Genomic DNA, 25,130 nt, shown 5'->3' on the forward strand with positions numbered 1-25,130 from the left:
TTATTTTTCTTTAAATTTAAGTCCAACACCAGCTGGAAGCTCAAGTCTTTTTAACTTGTCAAGTAGTTCGCTACTTGGGTTTTCAAGCACTACTAATCTTTGGTGAGTTCTTGATTCGAATTGTTCACGAGATTTTTTGTTAACGTGAACTGATCTAAGAATTGTCACTTCTTCTCTTTTAGTAGGCATTGGAATTGGACCTACAAATTTGTTTTTGGTAGCAACCGCTAATGAAACTAATTTTTTAGCAGCTTCATCAACCACTTTGTGATCGAATCCAAAAACTTTAATTTGGGTTTTTGCCATCGTTGTCTCCTTATTGTTTCTAAGAACATATCCAATTTGCAAAACTACCTGATAAACCCTCAACAACTTTTTTGGTGTATCAGCAACCTTTACAAACTATGGGCTATATGCTTATCAATTATACAATAATGCAGAAAAAATCTAACAAAAAAATTCACAAAATTTTAGCTAAAAATAATGTGAATTTTTTAAGTGTAATACGCCTATTTTTCAGGCGTTTTCATTTTTTTTATTTAGAAATTCTTTGTTCAATTCAAGTCTTTAGAACTTCACCAGGAACATACTCGTATGCTTTTTCAACAATTTCTTGTCCCTTTAAAAGAATGTGTGTTGGCACTTTTAAAACTTGTCATCTGCTGTCTGGATTTCTAAAAAGTTGAGCTTCTTCAGCGTCAACATTTACAAATTTAATGTTGTCTTCTTCTGAAAATGAACTAGCAAGTTTAGTAACTACTGGCTTCATCATTTTGCAATCTCCACATCAATCTGTGGTGAATTCTAAAAATAATAAATCTGAATCTTTATTGTTTTTCACTAATTCTTGAGCTTCAGCTCATTTTAATCTTGTAATTTCCATGTTTTATCCTTAATTATCATCTACTAAAAAGTCACTTACATCAATTTCATTGGTTATTTTTTGCAGCTTTTCATCGCTATAGGTATAATGACCTTTTTGTTTTGTTTGCATCCTTTGGTTTTTTGGCTGGAAGTTTTTCGGATTTACATCATCTCTTAAAATTCCATCGCTTTCATGAACCATTCCAAGACTAGTATCTCCTAGCTTTCTAGGTTTAAATAAACCAACTTTGCTTGAATTTTTTTCTTCTAATCAGTTGTAAAACTCTTGTTTTTCAAGTGCTTCTCTATTTAGCTCTTCAACTGTTTTTTTGGTTTCTTTGACTGGTTTTGGAGCAAAAAGTGGTCTTACTTCTTCAAATTCTGGTTCAAGTTTAATGCTTTGAGTAGCTTCCTGTTTTAAGAATTCATCCAAGTCAAATTCTTCGATTTTAGCTTTTTTAACTACTGGCGCTGGCTTAGAATTTGCAAATATCCCATCATTAGGTTTAGGGCCAGTATCAACTACTTGAGTTTTTACTTGCGGCTTAGGAATAGGAACAGCTTGAGTAACTTTAACTTCTTGAGTAAAGCCTTGATTTGGCCTAGCTAATCTTAAATTAGTAGCAAAAGGAGTTTGATTGTTTTGCCATGTAGAATGATTTTCATCAAAAAAGTCTAGCTGTTTTTCTTGATTTCTTAAATTTCTATTTTCTACAGTTAATTTTTCAATTTGATCTTTTAAAGTTTGATTTTCTAAATATAGCGAATTAGCTCTTGCTTCATCTGCTTTAGAAAGTTCAAATAATTTAACAGCTTCAATTTCTTGAATTTTTTCTTTTTTAAGCTGCTCAAAGACTTCTTTTTCTAAATCTTCAACAGTGTTGTGAATATAATCAAGTTTGAAATATATTGCAGCTTTCATTAAAAAGTTTAAATATTTTTCAACGCTAGTTGTATATGAATAATGATAGCTAGAATATCTTAAGTAATCTTTATATTCTTGAAGATTATTTTCTCTTTTGAAAATAGAGGCGTTATTTTTTGATAAATCTACAACTATTAATTCAGCAAAACTAGTAGCTCCTAAAAAAACAAGTAAAAATAAAGTGAGTATTCATGAAAGCGAAGCTACTACTAGCGCATTTCCTAGCGAATCAAAGATAACTCCGACATGTAAAAATGCACCTAGCGGAATTTGGCTATTATTAAAATATTTTCATCAACCATTAGCAAAAAGTTCTTGAATTCTAACTAAAGTTGGATTAAAAAATAAACTCGAATTTTCATAAACAATGTAGTGAAAATATAAATAATCACATAGAGCTAATATAAAAAATCAATAAAATAAAAATTTAACTATTTTCTTGCTTACTACTTTTCAAGGTATTTTAATATCTCTACTTGAAAATCATGACAGCGCCTTATTTTCAAAAAGCTTATTAAGTAGCACCATCATAAGTAGCAGATAAACCAGAAGACACAACGGAAAGACTAAATTTCCAAGTCATGAATTTATTGAATAAATATAAATTTCAAAAAATATTGGTGGCAGAAAATCGCTACGAAGTAAAAACAGTAGCGAGAATCCTAGCAGAATTGAATTTAAAAAAAACACTACAAGATAAAAAAGTAAATGTCAGATAGAATAACTAGATTTTGTATTAAAATCTTTTTCTATTCTCTTATACTTTTGGAGTTTAAAAAACTCTTTCTTGTTTAGTGTTTTTGTCATATTTATACGCTTATAAAACTTAGAGCAACTACCGAATCTTTATCAGTGGTTTTAAAGATTTTTTTTCTAACGCTTTTTCTAAGGCGTTTGTTTAATTCTTTAATTGATTTAAATTTTTCTTTAGAAATTATTTTTACGATTGTAGCTTTGATGAGCTTTTTAATATCATCAAAGTTTTCTTCGCTGGTTACTCCAGTAAAGTCGATTTGAATTTCATCAAGAATCATTTTTGGTTTATTAGGTTTAGATGAATATAAAACGTTAATAATAATTGCGCCTTCTCTACCAAGAGTTTCTCTTTCAGATACTATTTCGCTTGATATATCACCAACACCAAAACCATCAATAATAGTTTCGCCTATTTCTTTAATTTTAGCATTACTATTAATTAATTTGTCATCTTCAAAACGAGCAATTGCTCCGTTTTGAAGAACTAGCGAGTCAAAATTAAATTTATTTTGTTTTGCTGAGTCTTTTAAATAGTTACTTGAGTCAATTAAATAACGATATAGACCTGCTACTGGTAGGAAATATTTTGGGCGCAGCGCAAGTAGAAGATTTGATAAATCTTCTTTTGTAGGATTGGATCTAAAAAGCTCTAAATCAGATACATCTCAAATATATGGAGTAACTTTTGCAATTTGATCCAGAAGCGATGCATATAATGACTCAGTTCCATTAATTGGCGGAGCCATCATAATTACTCTATGATCACTTTTTAGTTTTAGATAAGCATCTTCATTATCTAAAACTCTTTGGAACCTTTTATATAGCCTAGTTAACTTCCCAGTAAATAAAATAACGCAGTCTTTGTGTTTTTTAATAGTTTTGTGATCTAAAATTTCAGGAAGAAAGCTTCCAAATTCTAAATTGGTTTTAGATAAAAGGTTAAGCAGATTAGCATACGTTCTTCCGTAGATTACAATTTTTTTATTGTACTTTTTGCAAAGGTTAATTATTTGGTCTAAATTAACCATTTCTTCATCGTATGAACCAACTACGATTTGATAGTTTGAATCAATTGATTCTTTGAAAACATTTTCAATGTAATCAGGAAGATTTAGCCGCGACATAGCAGTAGCTGGATAATTGCTTTGCCCGGCGTTTGTAATTAGCCCTACTAAAGGCTTGTTATCTAATTTAGCTAAAAGATTTTTGTAGTTTAAATTACCAAAGTATTTTAAATCACCTTCTACGTAATTAAACATAAATAAAAAGCTTCCAAATTCTAATTTGAATAAAAAGGCTAAATTACCAGGAATAGATCCTGAAACTGGAATGGCTTGAATTTTTAAATTTTTAAATTCTAAGTCTTTGTCAAAGGCGATAACTTTGTATTGACTAGGACTTATATTGTATTTATTTAAACGATTGATAACTATCGTTTTATTATATGAAGAGGTATAAATTTTTAAGTTAGGAATTTTCATTACAAGTCAAGGTATGGCAGAAAAATTGTCATTTTTAACATTTGTAATAAAAACACCTTGAATTCTATTTTTTCTTTGTGTTAGATATTCAAAGTTAGGAATAAGCGCATCAACTCCATTTGTAGAGTTGATTGGAATTTTAACACCAACATTAATTATAAAAATATCAGCTTGGTGTTCAAGAACGTAACAATTTTTTCCGTTTTCGTCTTGTCCACCTAAAGCAAATAAATTAATATGTGCCATTATTGAACTGTATATTCTTTAATAGAATCATTTTCAACTACAAGGAATTTATCACCTTTAGAATATTCAAAAGGTTTTAGAGCTAAAATAGCTTTTGAATGGTCTTTTTTAATTTCTGAAAATAATTCTTTTGAATCTAATGAGGTGAAAACACTTGAATAAATACCAAATGAATTTGTTAGTTTTTCATCATCTAAAATACCTACGATTGTAGTATTTGGACGATAGTTAGCTACCTTTTTAAGAAGTTTTCCAGTTCTAGATAAAACAATTGCAAATTTGTATTCGTTGCCTTGAGTTTTTTTAGCAATTTCGTATGCAATTAATGAACGAAGATCTGAACCTAGTTTTTCTTTAATTTTTTCTAAATGCACTGGGTAGTAGATTTTTGAATAGAATTCTCTTTCTGCACGCTTAGAAATTTTTGTCATGGTTTGAACAGCTTCTAGAGGAAATCCACCATTTGCTGATTCTCCTGAAAGCATGGTTGAATCTGCTCCAAGTTCTACTGCAAAATAAACATCAGTTACTTCTGCTCTTGTTGGATGAGGTGAGTTTTCCATTGAATCAAGCATTTGAGTTGCAACGATAACTGGTTTACCTGCTTCACGACATTTTCTAATAATCATTTTTTGGTAGTATGGAACTTCGTAGTAAGGAACTTCAAGTCCTAGGTCACCTCTAGCCACCATTATTCCATCTGAAGCTTCGATGATTTGGTCAATATTTTTAATTCCTAAAGTTGATTCAATTTTAGAAATAATTTCAATGTGCTCTCCGCCATTTTCTACTAAAACTTTTCTAAGTTGTTTTACGTTTTCAGCAGAGTTAACAAAAGAAGCTGCTACATAGCTAATTCCATTTTGAACTCCAAATTTAACGTCTTCAACATCTTTAGGACTTAAAAATGGAAGGCTAAAGTCAACTCCTGGAAGGTTAATTCTTTTATTTGTTTTAAGTTTGTGATTGTTTTGCACATAAACTTGTACAAGACCTTTTGAAACTCTTACAACTTTTGTTGATAGTTTTCCATCATCTAAAAGTACTGAATCATTAACTTGCAAGTCAAGTGACATATCATATGACACTGAAATTTGTTCTGAATTTCCTTCTAGGTTTTTATATGCTTCTTCAGTGGTTAAAATATCAAGCATTGTTCCTTGCTTAATAAGTTGAACACCATCTTTCATTTTACCAACACGAATTTCAGGTCCTTTGGTATCTAGCATTAATGAAAGAGGAAGGTTTAATTCTTTTGAAACTTGTTTTGCTAAGTTAAATTTATTTTTTTGTTCTTCGTATGATCCGTGACTAAAATTAGCTCTCACGCAAGTTACACCTGCTTGAACTAATTTTTTTAACATTTCATAATTATCACTTGAAGGTCCGATGGTAGCTACTAATTTTGTTCTTTTATCGGTTTCTTTATACATTATTCTCCTATAATGAGCTTATCCCAATTAATTATTTTTAATTTTACATTATTTTAGACAAAAAGAAAAAGCCTAGTTTTGTTGTGGTTCTGAGGCTTTTTCTTCTTCAGCTTTTAGAGCTGTTTTTGGCAGCGATAGTTTAGCGGTATACACTAATTGACTAGGCGCTGATTTTAGATATAAATTGTAAATGAATTCGTATTCATTTCTTTCTGGATTTAAAAATGGAATATCAATAAATTTAAGGTTATATTCTACTGGCAGATTATTAACATTTAATAGTGCATAATTTGCGCCAAGTAAATCAAATGATTTTTTAATATCTTCGATTGTATATTTATCAAGACCATCGGTTGCAAAAGATAGCTTATCACCTACTACTTTTGCAGCAAAATAATCTTTTAATAAAGAATAACTTTGTGTTGTTATATCTAAATAGATATTATCAAGGCGCACTTTTTGATCTAAGTTTGTAGGAATTGCCATAGGCACATTGGCAGTTAGTCTTAAATTAAATTTTAAGTTGTTATTATCATCAAAAACTAATGATGAATTTAAAAAGTCAACGCTAGCTACTGTTGATGTTTCAAAGTTAAATGCGCTCTGAATCATTGATAGTTTTTCAGTTGCAGCGCCACTTGTATATTGCGCTTTAAAGTCATCTAAATTTTTAAATGAATCTAAATAAGTAAAGTTTAAATTTACTGAATTAAAGCTAAGTAAATTTCTTAAATTTAAATCACCAGAATCTTCTGATACTTTTTTAAATCCACTAGCTTCAAAAACTTTAGTAATAACGTTAGCAGGATTTGTTTTACTTGTTAAAGTAACTTGCAGATATAAAGTTCCATTTAATTCATCGCTAAATGAATCAAAGCTTATTTGAAAAGCTCCAAGATAGTAATTTAAAAAGATTCCATCAGGAGTCATTAAAGTAAAGTCTTTGCTTTGAAGTTCTACTAAAGTAGGGGCTTTGCTAAATGTCAGTAATTTTGATCAATAATTTGGAGTTGAATCATATCCTGAATTAGCGCTATTATAAATTCTATGATTTGAAAATGAATTAGCGTAGTAGTTTTTAACTCTTGCGCTTGCATTAAATACAAAATTATCAAGAGTTACAACTGATCCACCAATTGTATTTATATTTTGTTCTTGATAATAAATTCTATTTACTTCTTTTGTATTTTGAACTTTAGAAAAAGCCAAAACCGAAACGCCAACTGTCGCAGATAGAGTTGCAGCAGCAGATAAAAGCAGCAAAATTAATTTATATTTAAATTTAAGTTTTTTCATTTTAAAAATTTGAATTTATATTTTCTTTGAGCTTATCAATTTGATATTTAGTTTCACTTGAAACTATTAAGTAATTAAAACTTTCCTTTTCAAGATAAGTTTTAATTTTTTTATTTAGCTCATTTTTTTCTTTGGTATTGAGCTTATCTATTTTAGTAAAAACAATAAAGTAGTTTAAATTATTTTCTTTAAGAAATGAAAGAATTTCTAAATCTATTTTAGTAAATCCTAGCCTAGAATCTATTAAAAGATAAAGCATTTTTAAATTGCTTCGATTTAAAAGATATTCTTCAATCATAGCCATCATTTTATCTTTTAAATCTTTGCTAAGCTTTGCATATCCATATCCAGGAAGATCAACATACACTTGATTTAATTCATTTTCAAAAAAGTTAATCAGTTGAGTTCTTCCAGGAGTTTTAGAAACTTTAGCAAGGCCTTTGCTGGTAAGTGCATTTAGCAACGAAGACTTACCTACATTAGATCTTCCTCAAAATGCGATTTCAGAGTTTTTATGAAAATATCAGTTTGTATAATCACTTGATGATTTAACGAATTTAAACACTGTTTTTATTTAACTTTTTACCGTGTCTAAGTAATGTTGAAGAATAATTGATATTTTCATAATCAGGCATTATTAAAATAGTTTCTAAATTGCTATTTAAGAATTTATTTCCAGCCGCTAGCTCTATTTCATAACTATAATCTTTAATATTTCTAGCACTTCTAATTAAATAATTACAGTCATGCTTTTTAGCAATATTAGCTATGAAATCATCTTCGTTTAATAAAACTTCTACGTTTTCAAATTTTGAAAGTTTTTTTTTAGTATTTAAAAATCTAGTTTTAATTCCAGTTAAATTATTTTTATCTGGATTAATGCTAACAATAACATAAACATAATCAAAAAGCTTAACGGCTTTTTCGATTATGTTAATATGACCTTTATGAATTGGATCAAAACTTCCAGGGTAGATAGCCTTTTTTAAATTATTCTTGGTCATAAAGTTTTAATGCATTTTTAGCAATAACTAATTCTTCATTAGTTCTAATTACATAAACTTTAATTTCACTATCAGGAGTTGAAATCAATTTATAATCTGAATATTTTTCAAGATTTTTTTCAGGGTCAATTTTAACTTTTCTAAAGTTAATTAAATTAACCACTTCTTCTCTGGTTGCAATATCGTTTTCGCCAATACCAGCGGTGAAAACTATCGCGTCTAATTTACCACCTAAGCTATTGAAATACTTAGCGATGTAGTCTACTATATTTTTAGCAAATAAATCAAGAGCAAATCTAGCTTGCGTATTTCCTTCACGAGCCGCTTTTCTTACGTCACGCATATCACTAGATACTTCAGAAACTCCAAGCAGTCCACTTTTTTTGTTAAGTAGATCGGTAAATTCTTCTACTGACATATTTTTTTGTGCTTTAACAAATGCGTGAATTGATGGATCAATATCCCCACTACGAGTTCCCATCATAATTCCAGCTAAAGGAGTTAGTCCCATTGAAGTGTCAAAACTTTTTGAATCTTTAACAGCACATAAACTTCCACCATTACCGATGTGAAGATTAACAAAAGTAACTTTGTCTTTTTTAAGAATTTCTTCTAGTTTTTTTGTAATGTAATAATGCGAAATTCCATGAGCTCCGTAACGCTTGATTTTTAATTCTTTTACAAGTGAATTATCAATTGCATATGATGAATTAACTCTATCAATTGTAGTATGAAATGCTGTATCAAAATCAGCTGACATTTTAGCTTTTGGAAATACTTTTTCAAAAGCCTTAATAGATTGAACCGCACCAGGGTTATGTAGCGGCGCATAAATTGAACATTTTTCAATGATTTCAACTACTTTAGCATCTAGCTTAGTTGATGAAGAAAAATAATCAGCTCCTTGAACTACTCTAAATCCGATGTATTTAATTTCTTCTTTATCTTTTATTAAATTTATCTCTTGCATAAATTTATATAAAACATCAACTGCGTTTTCATGATTTTTCATGTCAACGTATCTATCGAATTCATCATTGTATTTAATGCTAATGTGACCTTCTGAAAGACCAATTCTTTCTGCAAGTCCACTAGCAATTGATTGCATAGACTCTTTATCAAATAAATTAAATTTAATTGATGAACTACCTGCGTTTATTACTAAAATTTTTTCTTTCATTATTTGCTTCCTTCTGATTGTAGTGCTGTAATTAAAACGGTATTTACAACGTCATTAACTGAGCTTCCTCTAGATAAATCATTTACTGGTTTTTTAGTTCCTACAATGATAGGTCCTATTGCACCAAAGTTTCCATATCTTTGCACTAATTTATATCCAATATTTCCAGCGCTTAAATTAGGAAATACTAGTAAATTAGCTTTCTCATCATATGAGTCTTGTTTGTATTTTGATTTTCTAACGCTTAAGTCAATTGCAGCGTCAAGTTGAACTTCTCCAATTGCTTTAGTTTTAGCATATGATGCATTAAATAAATCAGTTGCTTCTTTTACTAGTTTGCTTTCTTCAGTAACAGCGCTTCCTGATGTAGAAAAACTTAAGAATGCAACTTTAGGATCAGGAAAACCAAGTAGCTCTGCAGCTTCAGCGGCATTGGTTGCAATTTCAGAAAGCTGCTGAGCATTTGGTGAAACGTTAACTGAAATATCACTAAATACCATTTGTTGTTCTTCTTTATGCATAACCATAATTGAAGAAATGGTTTTAATTCCAGGTTTAGGCCCTATTACTTTAAAGGCTGCCCTTAATATATCAGCAGTGGTAAATTTAAGTCCCCCGACCACTCCATCAACTTCATTATTATGAAGCATCATCATTGCGTGAAATGGACGGCTTGCCATTGCTTTCTCAGCTTGCTCTAAGGTTTCTTTATTTTTTCTAAGTTCTAAATATTGCTCTACATATTTTTTAGTTTTTGCCTCGTCGGCAAAAATATTTACAAATTCAAATTCGCTAGAATTTTCTTGCTTTTCAGTTAGTAGTAAAACTTCAATATTTTTTTGAGCTTTAAGTTCTCTAACTGCGTCAAGTGCTCTTTGGTCATCGCCATCGATTAAAACAATTTTTTTAACGCTTTTTAAAGCGTCTACTTGACTTTTTAGATTTAGTTCGTAGTTCATTTAGCTCCTTAATTTCTTATAGTTAAGATCATTTTTAAATTTTACACTTTTATAAGTCTTATTTAATATTATTAAATATTAATATAATTAAAGTAGAAATAAAGGTTTTTATGGCAAAAATTACAATTATAGGATCAGGCGCAATGGCTAGCGCCTGCGGTAAAGTTTTATTTAACAATAATCACGAAGTAATAATTTACGGTGTTAATCAGAAGGAATTAAAAGAATTATCAATGGGAATGAATTTAAAGTTTTTCTCAAAGCAAACTAAAATTCCAAAGTTTAATACAACCAGTGATTTAAAACTAGCTCTTGATAAAACTGATTATGTGCTGCTTGCAGTACCTTCAAAATTTATGAATGAAGTTTACAGTCAAATAATTACTAATTTAAATAGCGATGTAATTCTTATAAATGTAGCTAAAGGTTTTTATCCAGGGACTACTCTTCCGCTTCATAGCGCGCTAGAAAAAATGACAGAAGATAATCCTAAAATTAAAGGAGTAGTCTCACTGATAGGACCATCACATGCTGAAGAAATAATTAAAGATTGCATTACTTTAGTTTGCTCGGTATCACGTGATTTAGAGCTGGCTCAAAACGTGCAAAGTTTATTTTCTAATTCTTATTTTAGAGTTTATTCACAAACCGATGTAATCGGAGCTGAAATAGGATCTATTTTTAAAAATATTTTAGCGATAGCTAACGGTATACTAGACGCTAAAAATTATGGAATTAATACCAAAGCCGCTCTTATTTCTAGAGGAATTGGCGAAATGAAAAAATACACTCTCTATAGCGGTGGAAAACTAGAAACGCTTCTTGGGCTTACAGGTATAGGGGATTTAATAGTTACTGCATTTAGTAGATACAGCCGCAACTTTAACTTCGGATATGATTTTGGAAAAAATGGAATTAAAGCCTTTGAAACTTCAATGACAGTAGAAGGACTAACCGCCTTAAAAGATATCTACGAAAATGTGGTTTCTAAAAAAGTAATCGAGCTTCCTATTATAGAAGCGCTATACAACGTAGTTTATAAAAATAGAAACCTCGACAAAATGCTTTCAAAGCTTTTAACTAGGGAATTAAAATCTGAATAATTAAAAAAATGCAATTTTGCATTTTTTTAATTATCTTAAAGCCTCAAGATTTTTTTTCATAACTTCGTATGGTTGATAACCAACTCAGTTAGCTACTACTTGTCCATTTTTGTAAACAAATACGCTAGGAATAGAGCTCACTCCTAATTCTTTTGCAAACGCTTTGTCTTCGTCAATATTAACTTTAAATACTTCGTAGCTATCTTCTTGAGCTAGTCTATCTAAAACTGGTGAAAGCATTTTACATGCACCACATCATGAAGCATGAAATACTAAAACTTTTAATCCAGAATTAAAATTTTCTGGAAGGCTGTTTTTTGTAGTGTTGTGTACCATAAATCTCCTTTGTTATTTTTATTAATTATAGCGCTTAATAATTAAAGACCAAATTTTTTATATTTTTATTTTTTATATATTATAAAATATAAAGATATAATAAATTTTAATATATAGAATATGTTAATATTATGTTAATATATAGAATATGCGTATTTTACGCTTTTAATTAAATATGAAAAAAGTTATTTTAGTTGTAATCGATGGACTAGGTCTTAGAAGTGAAATTCATGGAAATGCTTTCCAAATGGCCAACACTCCTTTTTTTGATAAATTGTTTTCTGAATATCCAAACACCTTAATTCAGGCATCAGGAGAATATGTAGGTCTTCCTGATGGACAGATAGGTAATTCAGAAGTAGGGCATCTTAATATCGGTGCCGGAAGAGTAGTTTATACTGGACTATCTCTAATTAATAAAGCTTTAAAAGATGATAAGTTTAAAGAAAATCAAGTTTTTTTAAACGCATTTAATAAAGTTAAAGAAAATAATTCAACCCTTCATTTAATGGGGCTACTTTCTCCTGGTGGAGTGCACTCATTAGAGGCTCATTTATTTGAAATTTTAAAACAAGCACACAATAGCGGAGTTGAAAACGTGGCCGTTCACGTTTTTGGCGATGGTAGAGACGTAGCTCCTAAATCTATTAGAGAATCTTTAGAAAAACTTCAAGAATTAGTTGATAAATATGGATATAAAATCGCAACTATTTCTGGAAGATTTTATTCAATGGATAGAGACAAAATGTTTGATAGAACTGAAAAAGCCTACAAAGCTATTTTAGGGAAATCAGGCAATGAATTTTCTTCAGCACTAGAGTATTTAGACTTGCAATATTCACAAAATATAACGGATGAATTTTTAGAACCAGCTAAAAATTCTACTCTTGATTCTAGGTACTTTCTTAAAGACAATGACGCAGTGATATTTTTTAATTTCCGTCCAGATAGAGCCAGGCAATTATCGCATCTTATTTTAAATTCAAGTTTATATGACTATCAACCTTCGCATCTAGTTAAGGTAAGTGACTTTGTTTCAATGATGAAATACGAAGGAATTAAATGTAACATTGCCTACGAGGAAATGCTTGTTAATAATCCTATCGGTAAAGTTTTTGAAGATGCAAACAAAACTCAATTAAGAGTTGCTGAAACTCAAAAATACGCTCACGTTACATACTTTATGGATGGTGGAGTTGACGTTGAATATAAAAATTCAAAAAGAATAATGGTTGATTCACTCAAAGTTGAATCATATGCCGATACTCCTCAAATGTCAGCTGAAGAAATTACCTCGCAAGTAATAAGCCACGCAAAAGATTTTGATTTAACAATTTTAAATTATGCAAACCCTGACATGGTAGGCCACACTGGTGTTTTAGAGTCAACAATAGTAGCTCTTGAAGTTTTAGATAAACAATTATCAAGGCTTGTAAAATGAGCAGAGAAAAATAAAATTACAGTTTTTATTACAGCAGATCATGGTAACGCTGAAGTTATGCTTGATGAAAACAACAAACCTGTAACAAAACACACCAGCAGTCCTGTAATGCTAGTTACTTCTGACAAGTCTTTAAAACTAAAACCAGGAAAACTAGCCAACATTGCTCCTACTGTTTTAGATTACATGGGAATGGCAAAACCTAAAGAAATGAATGAGAATTCACTTTTAGATAAATAAGGAGAAACATGCAAAATAAAGATATTGTTTTAAATGTTAAAAGCTTAACTAAAACATTTAAAAAATATAAAGCCTTAGATAATTTAAGTTTTAAAGTTTATAAAAAACAGCTTTATGGATTTTTAGGAATCAATGGAGCTGGTAAAAGTACGACTTTAAATATTATCATGGGCCTTTTATCTAAAGATTCAGGTGAAATTGAACTTTTTGGTGAAAACATAAAAGGTGACTTTACAAAAATTAGAAACAATATCGGAATAGTTTTCCAAAGTTCAATTTTAGATAGCAATCTAACAGTTTATGAGAATTTATATTCGCGTCTTCTTTTATATAAAAACAATTTCAAAGGTAAAAAAATAAAAGAAGTTGTTAGTGAAATAATTTCTGAATTCAAGCTTGAAGATTTAGTAAACCAAAAATATGGCACTTTATCTGGTGGACAAAAAAGAAGGGTTGATATCGCTAGGGCTTTAGCACATAAGCCTTCTATTTTGTTTTTAGATGAACCTACCACTGGACTTGATCCTGTATCAAAAAAATTAGTTTGAGATATTCTAAGCCAACTACAAAAAGAAAAAGGTTTAACTATTATTTTAACTACTCACTACATGCAAGAAGCTGATAATTGCGATTATGCAATCGTAATTAAAAAAGGAGTCAAACTCGACGAAGGAACTCCTAGTGATTTAAAAACAAGACTAACAAAAGCTAAAATTCTTATTCAAGCGCCTAAAGATGATTTTGAAATAAATTATCTTTTAAAGAAACATAATTTAGCTTTTGAATTTAAAACTGATTTATATAAAGTTGAATTTGATAGCTATCAAAAAGCGCTTGAATTTACCAAGAAAAATATAAACCATCTTAAAAACTTTGAATTAATTAAAGGTGATATGGAAGAAGCTTTTATTAATTCAACTAAAAAACATTTAGAAGGGGGTAAATAATGGAAACATTTAACTATTTACTTAAAAGAAATATCAAGCTTTTTCTAAGAAATAGAGCAAAATTATTTTTCTTATTTCTAGGGCCTATGATTACCTTATTTGTATTTTTCTTTTTTGTTAAAAGAAATTTCAATGTAGGAACCGTTAACACTGCTTTCTTAAATATTGAAAATCTTCCAAGAAACGTTAAAGCAGTTGTTTATCCTGAAAAATTTACCGATAATATTTCAAACTTTTTATTTAATGCAACTTTAATATCTGGTCTTATTTCAATTACCGCATTTACCACCGCAACTCAGCTTGCGCAAAATATAGTTCACGATAAAGAAACTAGAACCCTAGATGATTTTTTTATAACTCCAACTAAAACTACAACAATAAGACTTTCATATGTTGTATTTAACTTAATATTTAATATATTAATTACTTTATTTACATTAAGTGTTATTTATATTTATTTATTTGCAGCTTTTAAAAATTCAATAATAGTTCAGCCTAAAATATTTTTCAGTATTTTAGGCGTTACGCTAATTAGCTGCGTGATATCTTCTATGTTTTTTGTTTTTATATTTTCATATGTAAAAACAACCGCTATATTTATGATGCTTAATGGAATGATTTCGTCTATTGGGGGATTTTTAATTGGTGGATATTTTCCAATTTCATTTCTTCCAAAAGGCCTTGCTGGTGTGCTTTCATTAATTCCACAAACCCAAGCGGGACTGCTACTAAGAAACGTAGCGCTTAATCATGATTTTATAACTGAAAGCATGAATCATTTAGATTATAACAACCTAAAATTTATGGTAGAAAATTTAGCTGACAATACCACCAGCCAAATGTCAGTGCTTGAATATTTCAAATCAGTTATTCCTAATGAAACTGCTGCAATAAAGCAGGCAAATGATTTTGTATCGCAATTAACAAGTGGCATAAATTCAGGAATTAAAAACAACGCACAACTTCAAATTGCAACCCAAGAAATAAGTCCAACTTTTTCGCTAGTTTATACATTGATGGGCGCTGCAACTTTTGCAACAATTTTATTTATTTTTAAAGTTTCAAAACGTAAATAACTAATGTATAATTACCAAGTATTAGTTTTTGTAAAGAAGCGTCAATATGACGCTTTTTACATTTTTTAATTTAAGTTAAATATTGTTATAATATAACATACATACTTTAAGTAGGACAACCACTATGATTAAACTAAATAATGTTACCTTTAGGTATAGGCCTAGTGATGAAAATCCAGCAATTAATAATGTTAGTCTTGAAATCAAAAAAGGACAATACGTTGCTATTTTAGGACATAATGGTTCTGGTAAATCAACTTTATCTAAAATTCTAGTCGCTCTTTTAAAACCTCAAAAAGGTGAGCTTTTTATTGATGGCATTCAATACTCAAAAGAAAATTTAAAAGAAATAAGAAAAAAAATTGGAATTATTTTCCAAAATCCAGATAATCAATTCATAGGATCAACTGTTGAAGACGATATTGCATTTGGTCTTGAAAATAAAAATATTTCAAGAGATGAAATGCGTACTAAAGTAGTTGAATACGCCAAAGTAGTTGATATGGAAAAACACCTTTCAAGAGAACCTGAATATCTTAGTGGTGGACAAAAACAAAGAGTAGCTATCGCTTCGGTATTAGCACTCGATCCTGAAGTGATAATCTTTGACGAAGTAACTTCAATGCTAGATCCGAAAGGAAAAAGCAAAGTTATTCAAATAATCAAACAAATTCAAGACGATAAAGATAAAACTTTAATTTCAATAACTCACGATATGGATGAAGCTATTTTAGCTGATACAGTGCTTGTATTTGCTAAAGGTAAATTAGTAGCAGCTGGTTCTCCTAAAGATATATTAAATGAAGAAAAAATAATAGAAATTGCAAAAATTGCATCTCCATTTATTTATAAGATTTCAAAACATATAAATGGAATTGAACCAACATACGTAGAAGAAGAATTGATAAGTCAAATATGCAAATAAAACTTAAAGACGTTAAATTTACATTTAACCTAAAATCTTCATGAGAATTTCAGGCTTTGCATGGAATTGATTTTGAAGTTAATCAAGGTGAATATGTTGGAATTATTGGCCAAACAGGAAGCGGTAAAACAACATTAATCGAGCATTTAAATGCGCTTCTAATGCCAACTACTGGAACCGTTGAATGAATTTATAAAGACGAAGTTTTTGATAAGGCTACTAAAACCAAAAAAGAAGTAGTAGTAACCGATGTAATCGGGCTTAAAAAGGTAAGAAAATTTAAAAAAGTTAAGCAAATTAGAAAAAGAATTGGTGTTGTTTTTCAATTTGCAGAGTATCAACTTTTTAAAGCTACTGTTTTAGAAGATATTATCTTTGGGCCGGTATCATACGGAATGGATCCTAAAGAAGCCGAAGAAAAAGCTAAAAAATATATCAAGCTAGTAGGCCTACCTGAAGAGTATCTAAAAAGAAGTCCTTTTGATTTATCAGGAGGACAAAAAAGAAGAGTAGCTCTAGCTGGAATCTTAGCAATGGAACCTGACGTTTTAGTAGTCGACGAGCCCACCGCAGGGCTAGATCCTTGAGGAGTTAAAGAAATTTTAGATATCTTAACTCACCTTCATGAAAGCGGAAAAACAATTATAAATGTAACTCATGATTTAGATCATGTGCTTGAAAGGGCTAAAAGAGTTATTGTTTTAAAAAATGGAAAAATAATAAAAGACGGTCAGCCTTACGAAACATTAAATGATATTGCCTTCCTTGAAGAAAATAATCTTCAACCTCCTAAGTTATTAAACTTTGTTAATAAATTAAGAGCTAAAGGCGTTAATGTTCCGAAAGTTACAAGTGAAGCTGAACTTGTTTCTTGAATTAATGATTATATGGAAACTAAAAACAAAAAAGAGGTAAGTAATGAATAATTCATTTGGTCGTTATTTACCAGGTAAAGGTTTTATTTACAATTTTGATCCTAGAGCAAAAATTGTAGTAGCAATTTTATATCTTGTTTTAATTTTCTTTGTTCATCATTTTATTGACATGGCAGTTATTACAATTCCTATAATTTTTGTCTACATTTTTACTTACAAAAAAGTAATTCCGCTGCTTAGCCTTATGAGATTTCCTGCGTTAATTGCTGGAATTATATTTCTAGTTAATATCTACGTTATTAGAGAAAATGATGTTCACGAAAGTAAATATCACGCTGATTTATTTTTAGCATTTACTAAATTTAAAGAAAATAATTTCGGGATATCAATTCTTTCACTAAATAAATCAATTGCGATTTTTTGAAGAATTTATATCATGATATTAATCACAACTATATTAACTAATTCAACTCGTCCAGTTCTACTTACAAAGGCAATTGAAGATATTATTTGACCTTTAAAATTTGTCTTTGTTCCAGTGCATATTATCGCGATGATAATAACTATTGCGCTTAGATTTATTCCTACAATGCTTGATGAAGCTAAAAGAATAATGAAAGCTCAATCATCAAGAGGAATTGACTTTAAAAACGGGCACTTCAACGAAAAAACAACGGCCTTTACTACTCTTGTTATTCCGCTTTTTGTATCATCGTTTGCTAAAGCAGAAGATCTATCAAATGCAATGGAAACTAGAGGATATGATCCATATGGTAAAAGAACAAAATACCGTGAATTAAAATTCAAATTTCTAGATTTTGTAATTTTATTTGCACTTCTTCTTTTATTTACCTTTGTAATAGTTAATATGTTTAATCCTGGTGGTTATCTTCCTTCTTGATATTTATCAACAATAATTAAATAAATAAAAAATAGGCCTTTTGCCTATTTATTTTTTGCTTTTAAGCACCTTCTGGAAATAGCGCTGTTTTGAATTTAGTTGATCCTGAATTGTAAACTAAACGAAGTTGATCTCTATATGAAGAAGTTTGGTTTGGAAACTTAGTTTTATCGGTTCCATCGATTAAGTTATAAGCTTCAACTCTTCCGATTTTTTCCATTTGAGTAAATGGAATTACAAAGATGTTAAATATTCTTCATTCACCTAATTCAGGACGCTCACTATCGCTAGCTGTTACAAATGAATTATCCTTTGAGTTAAAAATTCCTAATGAAAGCCCTTGTGTATCAGTAACTAACGCTCCTGATACACCACCGCTGACATCAACTGGAGTTGTAACTTTATATTGATATCCATAGAAATATAAAGTTTTATTGTTAAAGCTTGCTTGAATTATTTTTCTACCATCTTGAAGAGTAATTGCTGATTCTTTTCCAAGTTGAGTTCTATCGAATCTAAATAAGCTTTGGAACTTAGGATATACATCTCATCCTTTTTCTTGAAGTTTATTTGGCTCACCTGCTTCTTGTCAAATTGAAGCGTAAATTCCAAATCCTTCATTTTGTTGAATTAATGGAAATCCATATAGATTTACTCATCTAGGAGTATCTACATATTTAGTTTCTAAGAAATCTTTTTCTTGTTGAGTTAGCGATGAAGCAAAACTTTGCAGTTGCTCTGGAGTTGTAGGTCTTTTGTAAATTAAATTAGTTGCTTCGTATTTATCTTTAACATTTAATGATGTTGAAAAGTCAAAGTTAAATGGAGTACCTGCAAGGTGGTTGTATAGCGTTGTTTTTTTGCCTAAAGCAATTTGATTATCAACTGCTGCTACTGCATTTTTAAGTTTTTCAATAAAGCGATCATTATTTGCTTTTCTTTTTGCAGCTACTTCGTCTGATACAGTTTGCACAACTGTATTTGAGCCATTAGTACTTGTAGATATTTCTGCTCTTAAGTTAGGATTGAAAAAGAAGTTTGGATTATTTTGAATATCGTTAAAGTCAACGTCTCACTCAAGTACTGAAAAGTCAGTATATAAATCTTTATCAGGCGCAATTACTTGATTTAATTCTTCAGATCTTTTTACAAAGTTACGTGCATGTCAAAATACTTTGAATTTATTTGTTTCAGATAAAACTGAAGTTTCATAATAGTTTCTTCCAGTAGTTGCATTTCTATCATTTGGATTAGTCCCAACTGCTGCTCTAATGGTAAATCCAATTGGACGATTTTCTGCTGCAACATCATTTTGTGCAACGTTTTCGTTAACATTTTGTGCAGTTACTATTCCAGCAGCAACGTGGAAGTTTGTTCCAAAAAACATTTTATATTGAGTGTCACTTACTTTTTGATAGTCAAGAAGTCACATAGTTCCAACGTAGCTAGCTTGCGGATTTGGCATTCCAACATATAAGCTAAAAGATCTATCAGCGATAGCTTTTAGCGCGTCAAAGTTGGTTGGGTAATTATCTTTATCTGATCCTTTTTCGGCAGGATTATAAATAAGAGAATTGTGTTCTTTAACATAAGCATCAAATGCTTTTTGATCTACAAGCGAACTACTAGGATTTGTAGGAGCTTTTGGATTATCTTGCTGTCCTTGTTTTTTTTCTCCATCTTTTTTATCATCTGCGACGGGAGCTCCACAAGATATAGCTATTGCTGTTGTTAAAGTTACCAAACTAGTTGGTACTATTAACTTTTTTAGTCATTTTAATTTCATAAAATCCTTAATTTAAAATATTGTTAGTTATTATTATTATTATTATTTTACAAAAAGCACAAAGATATATGCTCTTTATAAAATAAACATAACTTTATAATGGCGGGAGTTAAAGGAATCGAACCCTTATCATCGGTTTTGGAGACCGATATACTGCCATTGTACTAAACTCCCAAAATAAAAAATTATTTACCAAACTTAAAGTTACAAATATCGCCATCTTGCATTACGTAACTTTTACCTTCAAGTCTTAATTTTCCAGCGCTTCTAGCGTTAGCTTCACCGCCATGTTCAATAAAGTCTTTATATGAAATTACTTCAGCTTTAATGAATTTTTTCTCGAAGTCGCTGTGAATAATTCCAGCGCATTTAGGTGCTAGTGAATTTTTTAAATAAACTCAAGCTCTAACTTCAACTACTCCAGCAGTAAAATAAGTTTCAAGCTGTAAAAGTGAAAAAGCTTTTTTAGTTAGTGATTCGATTCCGCTTTCGCTGATGTTGTATAGTGCTAGCATTTCTAATTTTTCTTCATCGCTTAAATCAATTAATTCTGATTCAATTTGCGCGCAAATTGGAACAACTTTTTCGTACTCTTTTAAAGATGATTTAAATTTGTTAAAAATTTCATCACTATTAATATTTTGAAGTTGTTCTGGTTTTACATTAGCTACATATAAAATTGGTTTAAAGCTTAAAAGATGATAACCATTAATTATCTTTTTTTCTTCATCGCTAAAATCTAGCTCTCTTGCTGGAATATTTTCCTCTAGCGCTTTTTTAATTCTCTGTGAGATAGATTTTTCTAGAAGGGCAAATTTATCTCTTGCTTTAGCTTTCTTTTCAACTCTATTTAAAATATTATTAACAGTTTCTAAATCAGCAAGCAGAAGCTCTAAATTAATATCTTCTTTATCTCTAATTGGATCTATTGAATTTGACACGTGCAAAATATTTTTATCTTCAAAACATCTAACCACGTGTATAATTGCATCAACTTCACGAATATTGCTTAAAAACTTATTACCAAGACCTTCTCCTTTAGAAGCTCCTTTAACAAGACCTGCAATATCGACAAAATCAAAAGTTGCATAAACGATTTTATTTGGCTTGATAATTTTAGCTATTTCATTTAATCTTTTATCTACAACTGAAACTGTAGAAATATTAGGTTCAATTGTAGTAAAAGCATAGTTGCTTGATTCAACTTGTTTTTTTGTTAGGGCTTTAAATAAAGTAGACTTCCCAACATTAGGTAGTCCTACAATTCCAGCTTTTAATGACATAAATTATCTCCAATATAAAATAACTAATTAATTATACTAAAGAGTAAAATAATAAATTATGAAATTAATTTCAACAGATAAAGAAATTCAGAATTTAATTAACTGATATCCAGGGCATATGGCTAAGTCTTTTAAAGAATTAAAAGAACTAGCTTCACTTGCTAATTTATTTATTATCGTTTTAGATGCAAGGTGTCCTATTAGTTCTTATAATTCTGATTTTGATTTAATTTCACCACAAAAACCAAGGCTATATATCATTAACAAATCAGATTTAATGGATAAAGCCAAAAAAGATCAAATTAATAATTTTTATAAAGATAAAAATTTGCTTTGAGTTAGTTTAAGAAAACAATCAAGCAAAAAAATTATCTTCAATAAAATAAATGAAATCTTTAAAGATAAAATTAAAAAAGATAAAGAAAAAGGTTTGCTACAAACTAGAATTAAAGCCTTTGTAGTTGGGATTCCTAACTCTGGAAAATCAACTCTTATTAATTTTTTAAGTTCAAAAAATAGTTTAAAAGTAGCTAATATGCCTGGAGTTACTAAAGCCAATAAATGAACTACAAAAGATAATTATTTCTTTTTAGATACTCCTGGAATTTTACTTCCTAAATTTAAAGACCAAGAAATCGCAATCAAGCTTATTGCAATTAATTCAATTAGAAATGAAATTTTTAGTTCTAAGTTTTTAGCAAGTCAACTTTTTAGACTTCTTTCTAAATACTATCCAAATGTTTTAACTGATTTAAATTTAAAACCATGCTATAGCGAAGAAGAAATTCTTGCAAATTTTGAAGAATATGCAAGAATGCATAATTTTTATTTAAAAGAAAAAAACTTAGATTTAAACAAAGCTTATATTAAATTTATTAATTTTGTTCAAAATCTAAGTGGAGTAACTTATGATTAATCAAAATCATATGTATAAGTTACTTTAAGAAGCGAAAAATAATTAGGGACTTCTTTAGTTACTAATTTATAAAAATCTCTTGAATGATTTCTTTGAAAATAATGACAAACTTCATGTACTACAATTGCATAAATAACTTCTTCTGGAAACATATATAAATCTAAATTAAAAATTAGTTTATATATGTTTTTTGTTTTATTTTGCGAATTAATTCCTCAAGCTGAAATTTTAGTTTTAATTTCTAGTTTTATTTTGTTTAACGCAATAGGAGCGTTTAATTTTTCAAAAGCTTTAGGTAGAAGTTTTTCTTTTAATAATTTTAAAAGTTCATCTTCTAAAAATTTATCTATTGCTTTTTGAATATTGTTTTTTGCGTTTATTACTTTGTAATAATTTAAATCATTTTCATTTTTAAAAATAAAGATAAAGCTTTTTTTATTAACGTTTTGAATTTGATAAAAATATTTAATTCCAAATAAATAAAAGTAATTATTTTTTATTAAATTGTTTTTGTTATCGACATAAAATGATTTATGTAAATATTTGTAATATTTTTCAAAAAATTTAAGTATTTCTTTTTTCTTTAAATACTTTTCATCAAAGTCATTAACAGCTGAAATAACTTCCAAATTACGATTAAAAATTCTAGTTTTATAATATAAATATTTCATCCTTGATGAAACTTTATATAAGTAATTAAAGCTTTCATTTTCATTATATTGAAAGCTTTTTTTAACTGTTAAATTTTTATTATCCATAACCGTAAAATTTATTATTTATTATAATATAGTTTATGTTTAAACCAAGTGCGATTTTTATCGATTTAGATCATACATCTTTAGATGCTAGAGTTAATAATAAATCTGTTTTTTCAGAAAAAAATAGAAAAGCAATAATAGAAATAAATAAAGAAATTCCTATTGTTATTTCAACTGGTAGAGGCTTCACTAGCGCTACCAAAGAAATAATAGATTCAGTTAATTTAAATAGCTATGTGCTTTGAAATGGAGCTAAAGTTGTAGTTGATAACGAGGAAGTTTTTTTAAAAGAAATACCACAAGAAATTGCTATTGAAATATTTGATGAAATTGCAAAATTTAAATCAGTTATGGTTTTAAATTCTGATTTTAAAAACCAAAGTTATTTTGCTTGAAAATCACTTAGATTTGTTCTTAAACTTCTTAGATTTGATAGCCTTAAAAAATACGATGAATTCGATAGAGAAAGCACTATTTTTAAATTTATTGTCTTTGATTTAAGAAAAGAAAAGCTTTTTAAAATTCGCAAACATTTAGAAGAAAAATTTGGAAATTTTGTAACTATTACAGAATCTGGAAATAAAAATAATATTTTAGAAATTTCTGCTAAAGGTGTTTCTAAGGCAAGTGGAAATAAAATTTTCTGCGAACATAAAAATATTGATGTAACTCGTGCTATTCATTTAGGAGATGCCATGAATGATGCATCTTGTGTTGGTGTTTTAGGAAAAACTATCGCCTTTGCTAACGCTTCAGATGCCTTTAAAAAAGTTGCCGATGAAGTGCTTCCTTATACTTATGAAAATGCAGGGCTTGCAAGGTTTTTAGAGCAATTTAAAAAGTAAATTATTTTTGAAAAATTTAATATAATTAATAATGCTATTTTGGCGCACATTTTTGTAAAACTTTTTATGGACAGGACTTAGTTGAAAGGCTAAGCATTTGGTTGGTTTTAGCGCTAAAACTTAAATTTTATAAATACATAAATACATTAAATTCAATTTAAATTAATTTTTAAAAAGAAAGGATTAAAATGGCAAAATTAGATTTTGACCGTTCAAAAGAACACGTTAACGTTGGAACCATTGGACACGTTGACCACGGTAAAACCACTCTTACAGCTGCTATTGCAACTGTTTTATCTAAAAAGGGATTATCAGAAGCTCGTGATTATGCTTCTATTGATAATGCACCTGAAGAAAAAGCTCGTGGTATAACCATTAATACTTCACACATTGAGTACCAAACAGAAAAACGTCACTATGCTCACGTTGACTGTCCAGGTCACGCTGACTACGTTAAAAACATGATTACAGGGGCTGCACAAATGGATGGTGCTATTCTTGTTGTTGCTGCAACAGATGGGCCTATGCCTCAAACTCGTGAACACATTCTTCTTTCAAAACAAGTTGGTGTTCCAAGAATGGTGGTTTTCCTAAACAAATGTGACATGGTTGATGACGAAGAAATGATTGGGCTTGTTGAAATGGAAATTCGTGATCTATTATCAGAATACGGATTTGACGGAGACAACGCTCCTATCGTTAGAGGATCAGCTCTTAAAGCACTTGAAGGTGACGCAGTATATGAAGACAAAATTATGGAATTAATGAATGCTGTTGACACATACATTGAAAACCCAGTTAAAGAACTAGACAAACCATTCTTAATGGCTGTTGAAGACGTTTTCACAATTACAGGACGTGGAACTGTTGCTACAGGACGTGTAGAACGTGGAAGATTAACACTTAACGAAGAAGTTGAAATTGTTGGTCTAAAACCTACCAAGAAAACTGTTGTTACAGGAATCGAAATGTTTAGAAAAAACCTAAAAGAAGCTCTAGCTGGAGATAACGCTGGATTGCTTCTTCGTGGAGTTAACCGTGATGACGTAGAACGTGGACAAGTTCTTGCAAAACCAGGATCAATCGTTCCTCACACAGAATTCGAAGCTGCAATTTATGTTCTTAAAAAAGAAGAAGGTGGACGTCACACACCATTCTTTAAAAACTATAAACCTCAATTCTACTTCCGTACAACAGACGTTACAGGTGGAGTTGAATTCGAAGCTGGACGTGAAATGGTTATGCCAGGTGAAAACGTTAACTTAAAAGTTAAATTAATTTCACCAATCGCTGTTGAAGAAGGAACCAAATTCTCTATCCGTGAAGGTGGAAGAACTGTTGGTGCCGGATCAGTTACAAAAATCGTTAAATAATTTACAAATTATTCACAAAATAATAGAAGCTAGCATCAATTGCTAGCTTTTTCATTATATATATATATATATATTAGGCTATAATCTTTAAAATACAATTTCAAAGAAGGTTCGTTTGCATTATTTAAAATATTCAAAAAATACATTTTTATATTTGTTTTGTTTTCTTGTTTTATTTTTA

24 protein-coding genes and 1 tRNA gene are annotated in these 25,130 nt (G+C 29.5%); 10 read left to right on the forward strand and 15 right to left on the reverse strand.

What is annotated here, in order from left to right; genetic code table 4:
* The 10 genes from rpsJ to VY93_RS03555 all read right to left on the reverse strand — a co-directional run bounded on the left by rpsJ (position 1) and on the right by VY93_RS03555 (position 10,144).
* The gene (gene rpsJ / locus VY93_RS03510) at positions 1-306 is read right to left on the reverse strand and encodes a 30S ribosomal protein S10 (RefSeq protein WP_020003156.1); all 306 of its coding nucleotides are present in this window, start codon (positions 304-306) and stop codon (positions 1-3) included.
* Positions 307-535: 229 nt separating this feature from the next.
* Positions 536-883, reverse strand: a complete 348-nt coding sequence (locus tag VY93_RS03515; protein ID WP_020003157.1) for a thioredoxin family protein — start codon at positions 881-883, stop codon at positions 536-538.
* A 9-nt stretch (positions 884-892) separates the two neighbouring features.
* Entirely contained in the window at positions 893-2,479 is a 1,587-nt protein-coding gene (locus VY93_RS03520) for a hypothetical protein (protein WP_233185474.1), read from the reverse strand.
* A gap of 119 nt (positions 2,480-2,598) precedes the next feature.
* Positions 2,599-4,272 carry a ribonuclease J gene (locus tag VY93_RS03525; protein ID WP_020003160.1) on the reverse strand — a complete coding sequence of 558 codons (1,674 nt, stop codon included), beginning with the start codon at positions 4,270-4,272 and terminating at the stop codon, positions 2,599-2,601.
* Positions 4,272-5,705, reverse strand: coding sequence for a pyruvate kinase (gene pyk / locus VY93_RS03530; RefSeq protein ID WP_020003161.1), 1,434 nt, complete (start codon positions 5,703-5,705; stop codon positions 4,272-4,274). The genes VY93_RS03525 and pyk overlap by 1 nt, the downstream gene beginning before the upstream one ends.
* Before the next feature lie 72 nt (positions 5,706-5,777).
* Positions 5,778-7,001, reverse strand: a complete 1,224-nt coding sequence (locus VY93_RS03535; protein WP_020003162.1) for an MAG1430 family protein — start codon at positions 6,999-7,001, stop codon at positions 5,778-5,780.
* Position 7,002: 1 nt separating this feature from the next.
* Positions 7,003-7,566, reverse strand: coding sequence for a ribosome biogenesis GTP-binding protein YihA/YsxC (yihA, locus tag VY93_RS03540; RefSeq protein WP_011283786.1), 564 nt, complete (start codon positions 7,564-7,566; stop codon positions 7,003-7,005).
* Positions 7,559-8,005: a pantetheine-phosphate adenylyltransferase gene (gene coaD / locus VY93_RS03545; RefSeq protein WP_020003163.1), complete on the reverse strand. Its 447-nt coding sequence runs from the start codon at positions 8,003-8,005 to the stop codon at positions 7,559-7,561. The genes yihA and coaD overlap by 8 nt, the downstream gene beginning before the upstream one ends.
* The gene (locus tag VY93_RS03550; RefSeq protein ID WP_020003164.1) at positions 7,992-9,185 is read right to left on the reverse strand and encodes an acetate/propionate family kinase; all 1,194 of its coding nucleotides are present in this window, start codon (positions 9,183-9,185) and stop codon (positions 7,992-7,994) included. The genes coaD and VY93_RS03550 overlap by 14 nt, the downstream gene beginning before the upstream one ends.
* Positions 9,185-10,144 (reverse strand): phosphate acetyltransferase, encoded by a 960-nt coding sequence (locus VY93_RS03555; RefSeq protein ID WP_020003165.1) that lies wholly within the window; start codon positions 10,142-10,144, stop codon positions 9,185-9,187. Before VY93_RS03555 ends, VY93_RS03550 begins: the two co-directional genes overlap by 1 nt.
* A gap of 110 nt (positions 10,145-10,254) precedes the next feature.
* Between VY93_RS03555 and VY93_RS03560 the strand changes: the two genes are divergently transcribed.
* Positions 10,255-11,247 carry an NAD(P)H-dependent glycerol-3-phosphate dehydrogenase gene (locus tag VY93_RS03560; protein WP_020003166.1) on the forward strand — a complete coding sequence of 331 codons (993 nt, stop codon included), beginning with the start codon at positions 10,255-10,257 and terminating at the stop codon, positions 11,245-11,247.
* A gap of 30 nt (positions 11,248-11,277) precedes the next feature.
* Here the strand turns inward: VY93_RS03560 and VY93_RS03565 are convergent, their stop codons facing one another.
* Positions 11,278-11,583, reverse strand: a complete 306-nt coding sequence (locus VY93_RS03565) for a thioredoxin family protein (RefSeq protein WP_011283791.1) — start codon at positions 11,581-11,583, stop codon at positions 11,278-11,280.
* Positions 11,584-11,758: 175 nt separating this feature from the next.
* Between VY93_RS03565 and gpmI the strand changes: the two genes are divergently transcribed.
* The 6 genes from gpmI (at position 11,759) to VY93_RS03595 (ending at position 18,012) form a co-directional block, all read left to right on the forward strand.
* A complete protein-coding gene (gene gpmI / locus VY93_RS03570; RefSeq protein WP_020003167.1) occupies positions 11,759-13,264 on the forward strand; it encodes a 2,3-bisphosphoglycerate-independent phosphoglycerate mutase in 1,506 nt (501 codons plus the stop codon).
* Positions 13,265-13,272: 8 nt separating this feature from the next.
* Positions 13,273-14,211, forward strand: a complete 939-nt coding sequence (locus tag VY93_RS03575) for an ABC transporter ATP-binding protein (RefSeq protein WP_020003168.1) — start codon at positions 13,273-13,275, stop codon at positions 14,209-14,211.
* Complete coding sequence (locus tag VY93_RS03580; protein WP_020003169.1) at positions 14,211-15,287, forward strand: ABC transporter permease; 1,077 nt, start codon at positions 14,211-14,213, stop codon at positions 15,285-15,287. The genes VY93_RS03575 and VY93_RS03580 overlap by 1 nt, the downstream gene beginning before the upstream one ends.
* Positions 15,288-15,411: 124 nt before the next feature.
* Positions 15,412-16,212 (forward strand): energy-coupling factor transporter ATPase, encoded by an 801-nt coding sequence (locus VY93_RS03585; RefSeq protein WP_020003170.1) that lies wholly within the window; start codon positions 15,412-15,414, stop codon positions 16,210-16,212.
* Positions 16,203-17,138 (forward strand): energy-coupling factor transporter ATPase, encoded by a 936-nt coding sequence (locus VY93_RS03590; protein WP_011283796.1) that lies wholly within the window; start codon positions 16,203-16,205, stop codon positions 17,136-17,138. The genes VY93_RS03585 and VY93_RS03590 overlap by 10 nt, the downstream gene beginning before the upstream one ends.
* The gene (locus VY93_RS03595) at positions 17,131-18,012 is read left to right on the forward strand and encodes an energy-coupling factor transporter transmembrane component T family protein (protein ID WP_011283797.1); all 882 of its coding nucleotides are present in this window, start codon (positions 17,131-17,133) and stop codon (positions 18,010-18,012) included. The genes VY93_RS03590 and VY93_RS03595 overlap by 8 nt, the downstream gene beginning before the upstream one ends.
* A 37-nt stretch (positions 18,013-18,049) precedes the next feature.
* Here the strand turns inward: VY93_RS03595 and VY93_RS03600 are convergent, their stop codons facing one another.
* The 3 genes from VY93_RS03600 to ychF all read right to left on the reverse strand — a co-directional run bounded on the left by VY93_RS03600 (position 18,050) and on the right by ychF (position 21,057).
* On the reverse strand, positions 18,050-19,774 hold the full coding sequence (locus VY93_RS03600) for an MIP family Ig-specific serine endopeptidase (protein WP_020003171.1): 1,725 nt from the start codon (positions 19,772-19,774) through the stop codon (positions 18,050-18,052).
* Positions 19,775-19,874: 100 nt separating this feature from the next.
* Positions 19,875-19,948: transfer RNA gene (locus VY93_RS03605), tRNA-Trp, on the reverse strand.
* A gap of 11 nt (positions 19,949-19,959) precedes the next feature.
* Entirely contained in the window at positions 19,960-21,057 is a 1,098-nt protein-coding gene (gene ychF / locus VY93_RS03610; protein ID WP_020003172.1) for a redox-regulated ATPase YchF, read from the reverse strand.
* A 58-nt stretch (positions 21,058-21,115) separates the two neighbouring features.
* Between ychF and ylqF the strand changes: the two genes are divergently transcribed.
* Positions 21,116-21,973, forward strand: coding sequence for a ribosome biogenesis GTPase YlqF (ylqF, locus tag VY93_RS03615; RefSeq protein WP_020003173.1), 858 nt, complete (start codon positions 21,116-21,118; stop codon positions 21,971-21,973).
* Here ylqF and VY93_RS03620 read toward each other — a convergent pair.
* Positions 21,970-22,731, reverse strand: a complete 762-nt coding sequence (locus tag VY93_RS03620) for a M48 metallopeptidase family protein (RefSeq protein ID WP_020003174.1) — start codon at positions 22,729-22,731, stop codon at positions 21,970-21,972. The genes ylqF and VY93_RS03620 overlap by 4 nt on opposite strands.
* 35 nt (positions 22,732-22,766) lie before the next feature.
* On the opposite strand from VY93_RS03620, the gene VY93_RS03625 reads away from it, so the two are divergent.
* Positions 22,767-23,576 carry an HAD-IIB family hydrolase gene (locus VY93_RS03625; RefSeq protein ID WP_020003175.1) on the forward strand — a complete coding sequence of 270 codons (810 nt, stop codon included), beginning with the start codon at positions 22,767-22,769 and terminating at the stop codon, positions 23,574-23,576.
* Positions 23,577-23,764: 188 nt separating this feature from the next.
* Complete coding sequence (tuf, locus tag VY93_RS03630; protein ID WP_020003176.1) at positions 23,765-24,949, forward strand: elongation factor Tu; 1,185 nt, start codon at positions 23,765-23,767, stop codon at positions 24,947-24,949.
* The last annotated feature ends 181 nt before the right edge of the window (positions 24,950-25,130 follow it).

The organism is Mycoplasmopsis synoviae ATCC 25204 (assembly GCF_000969765.1).
GTDB lineage: Bacteria > Bacillota_I > Bacilli_A > Mycoplasmatales > Metamycoplasmataceae > Mycoplasmopsis > Mycoplasmopsis synoviae.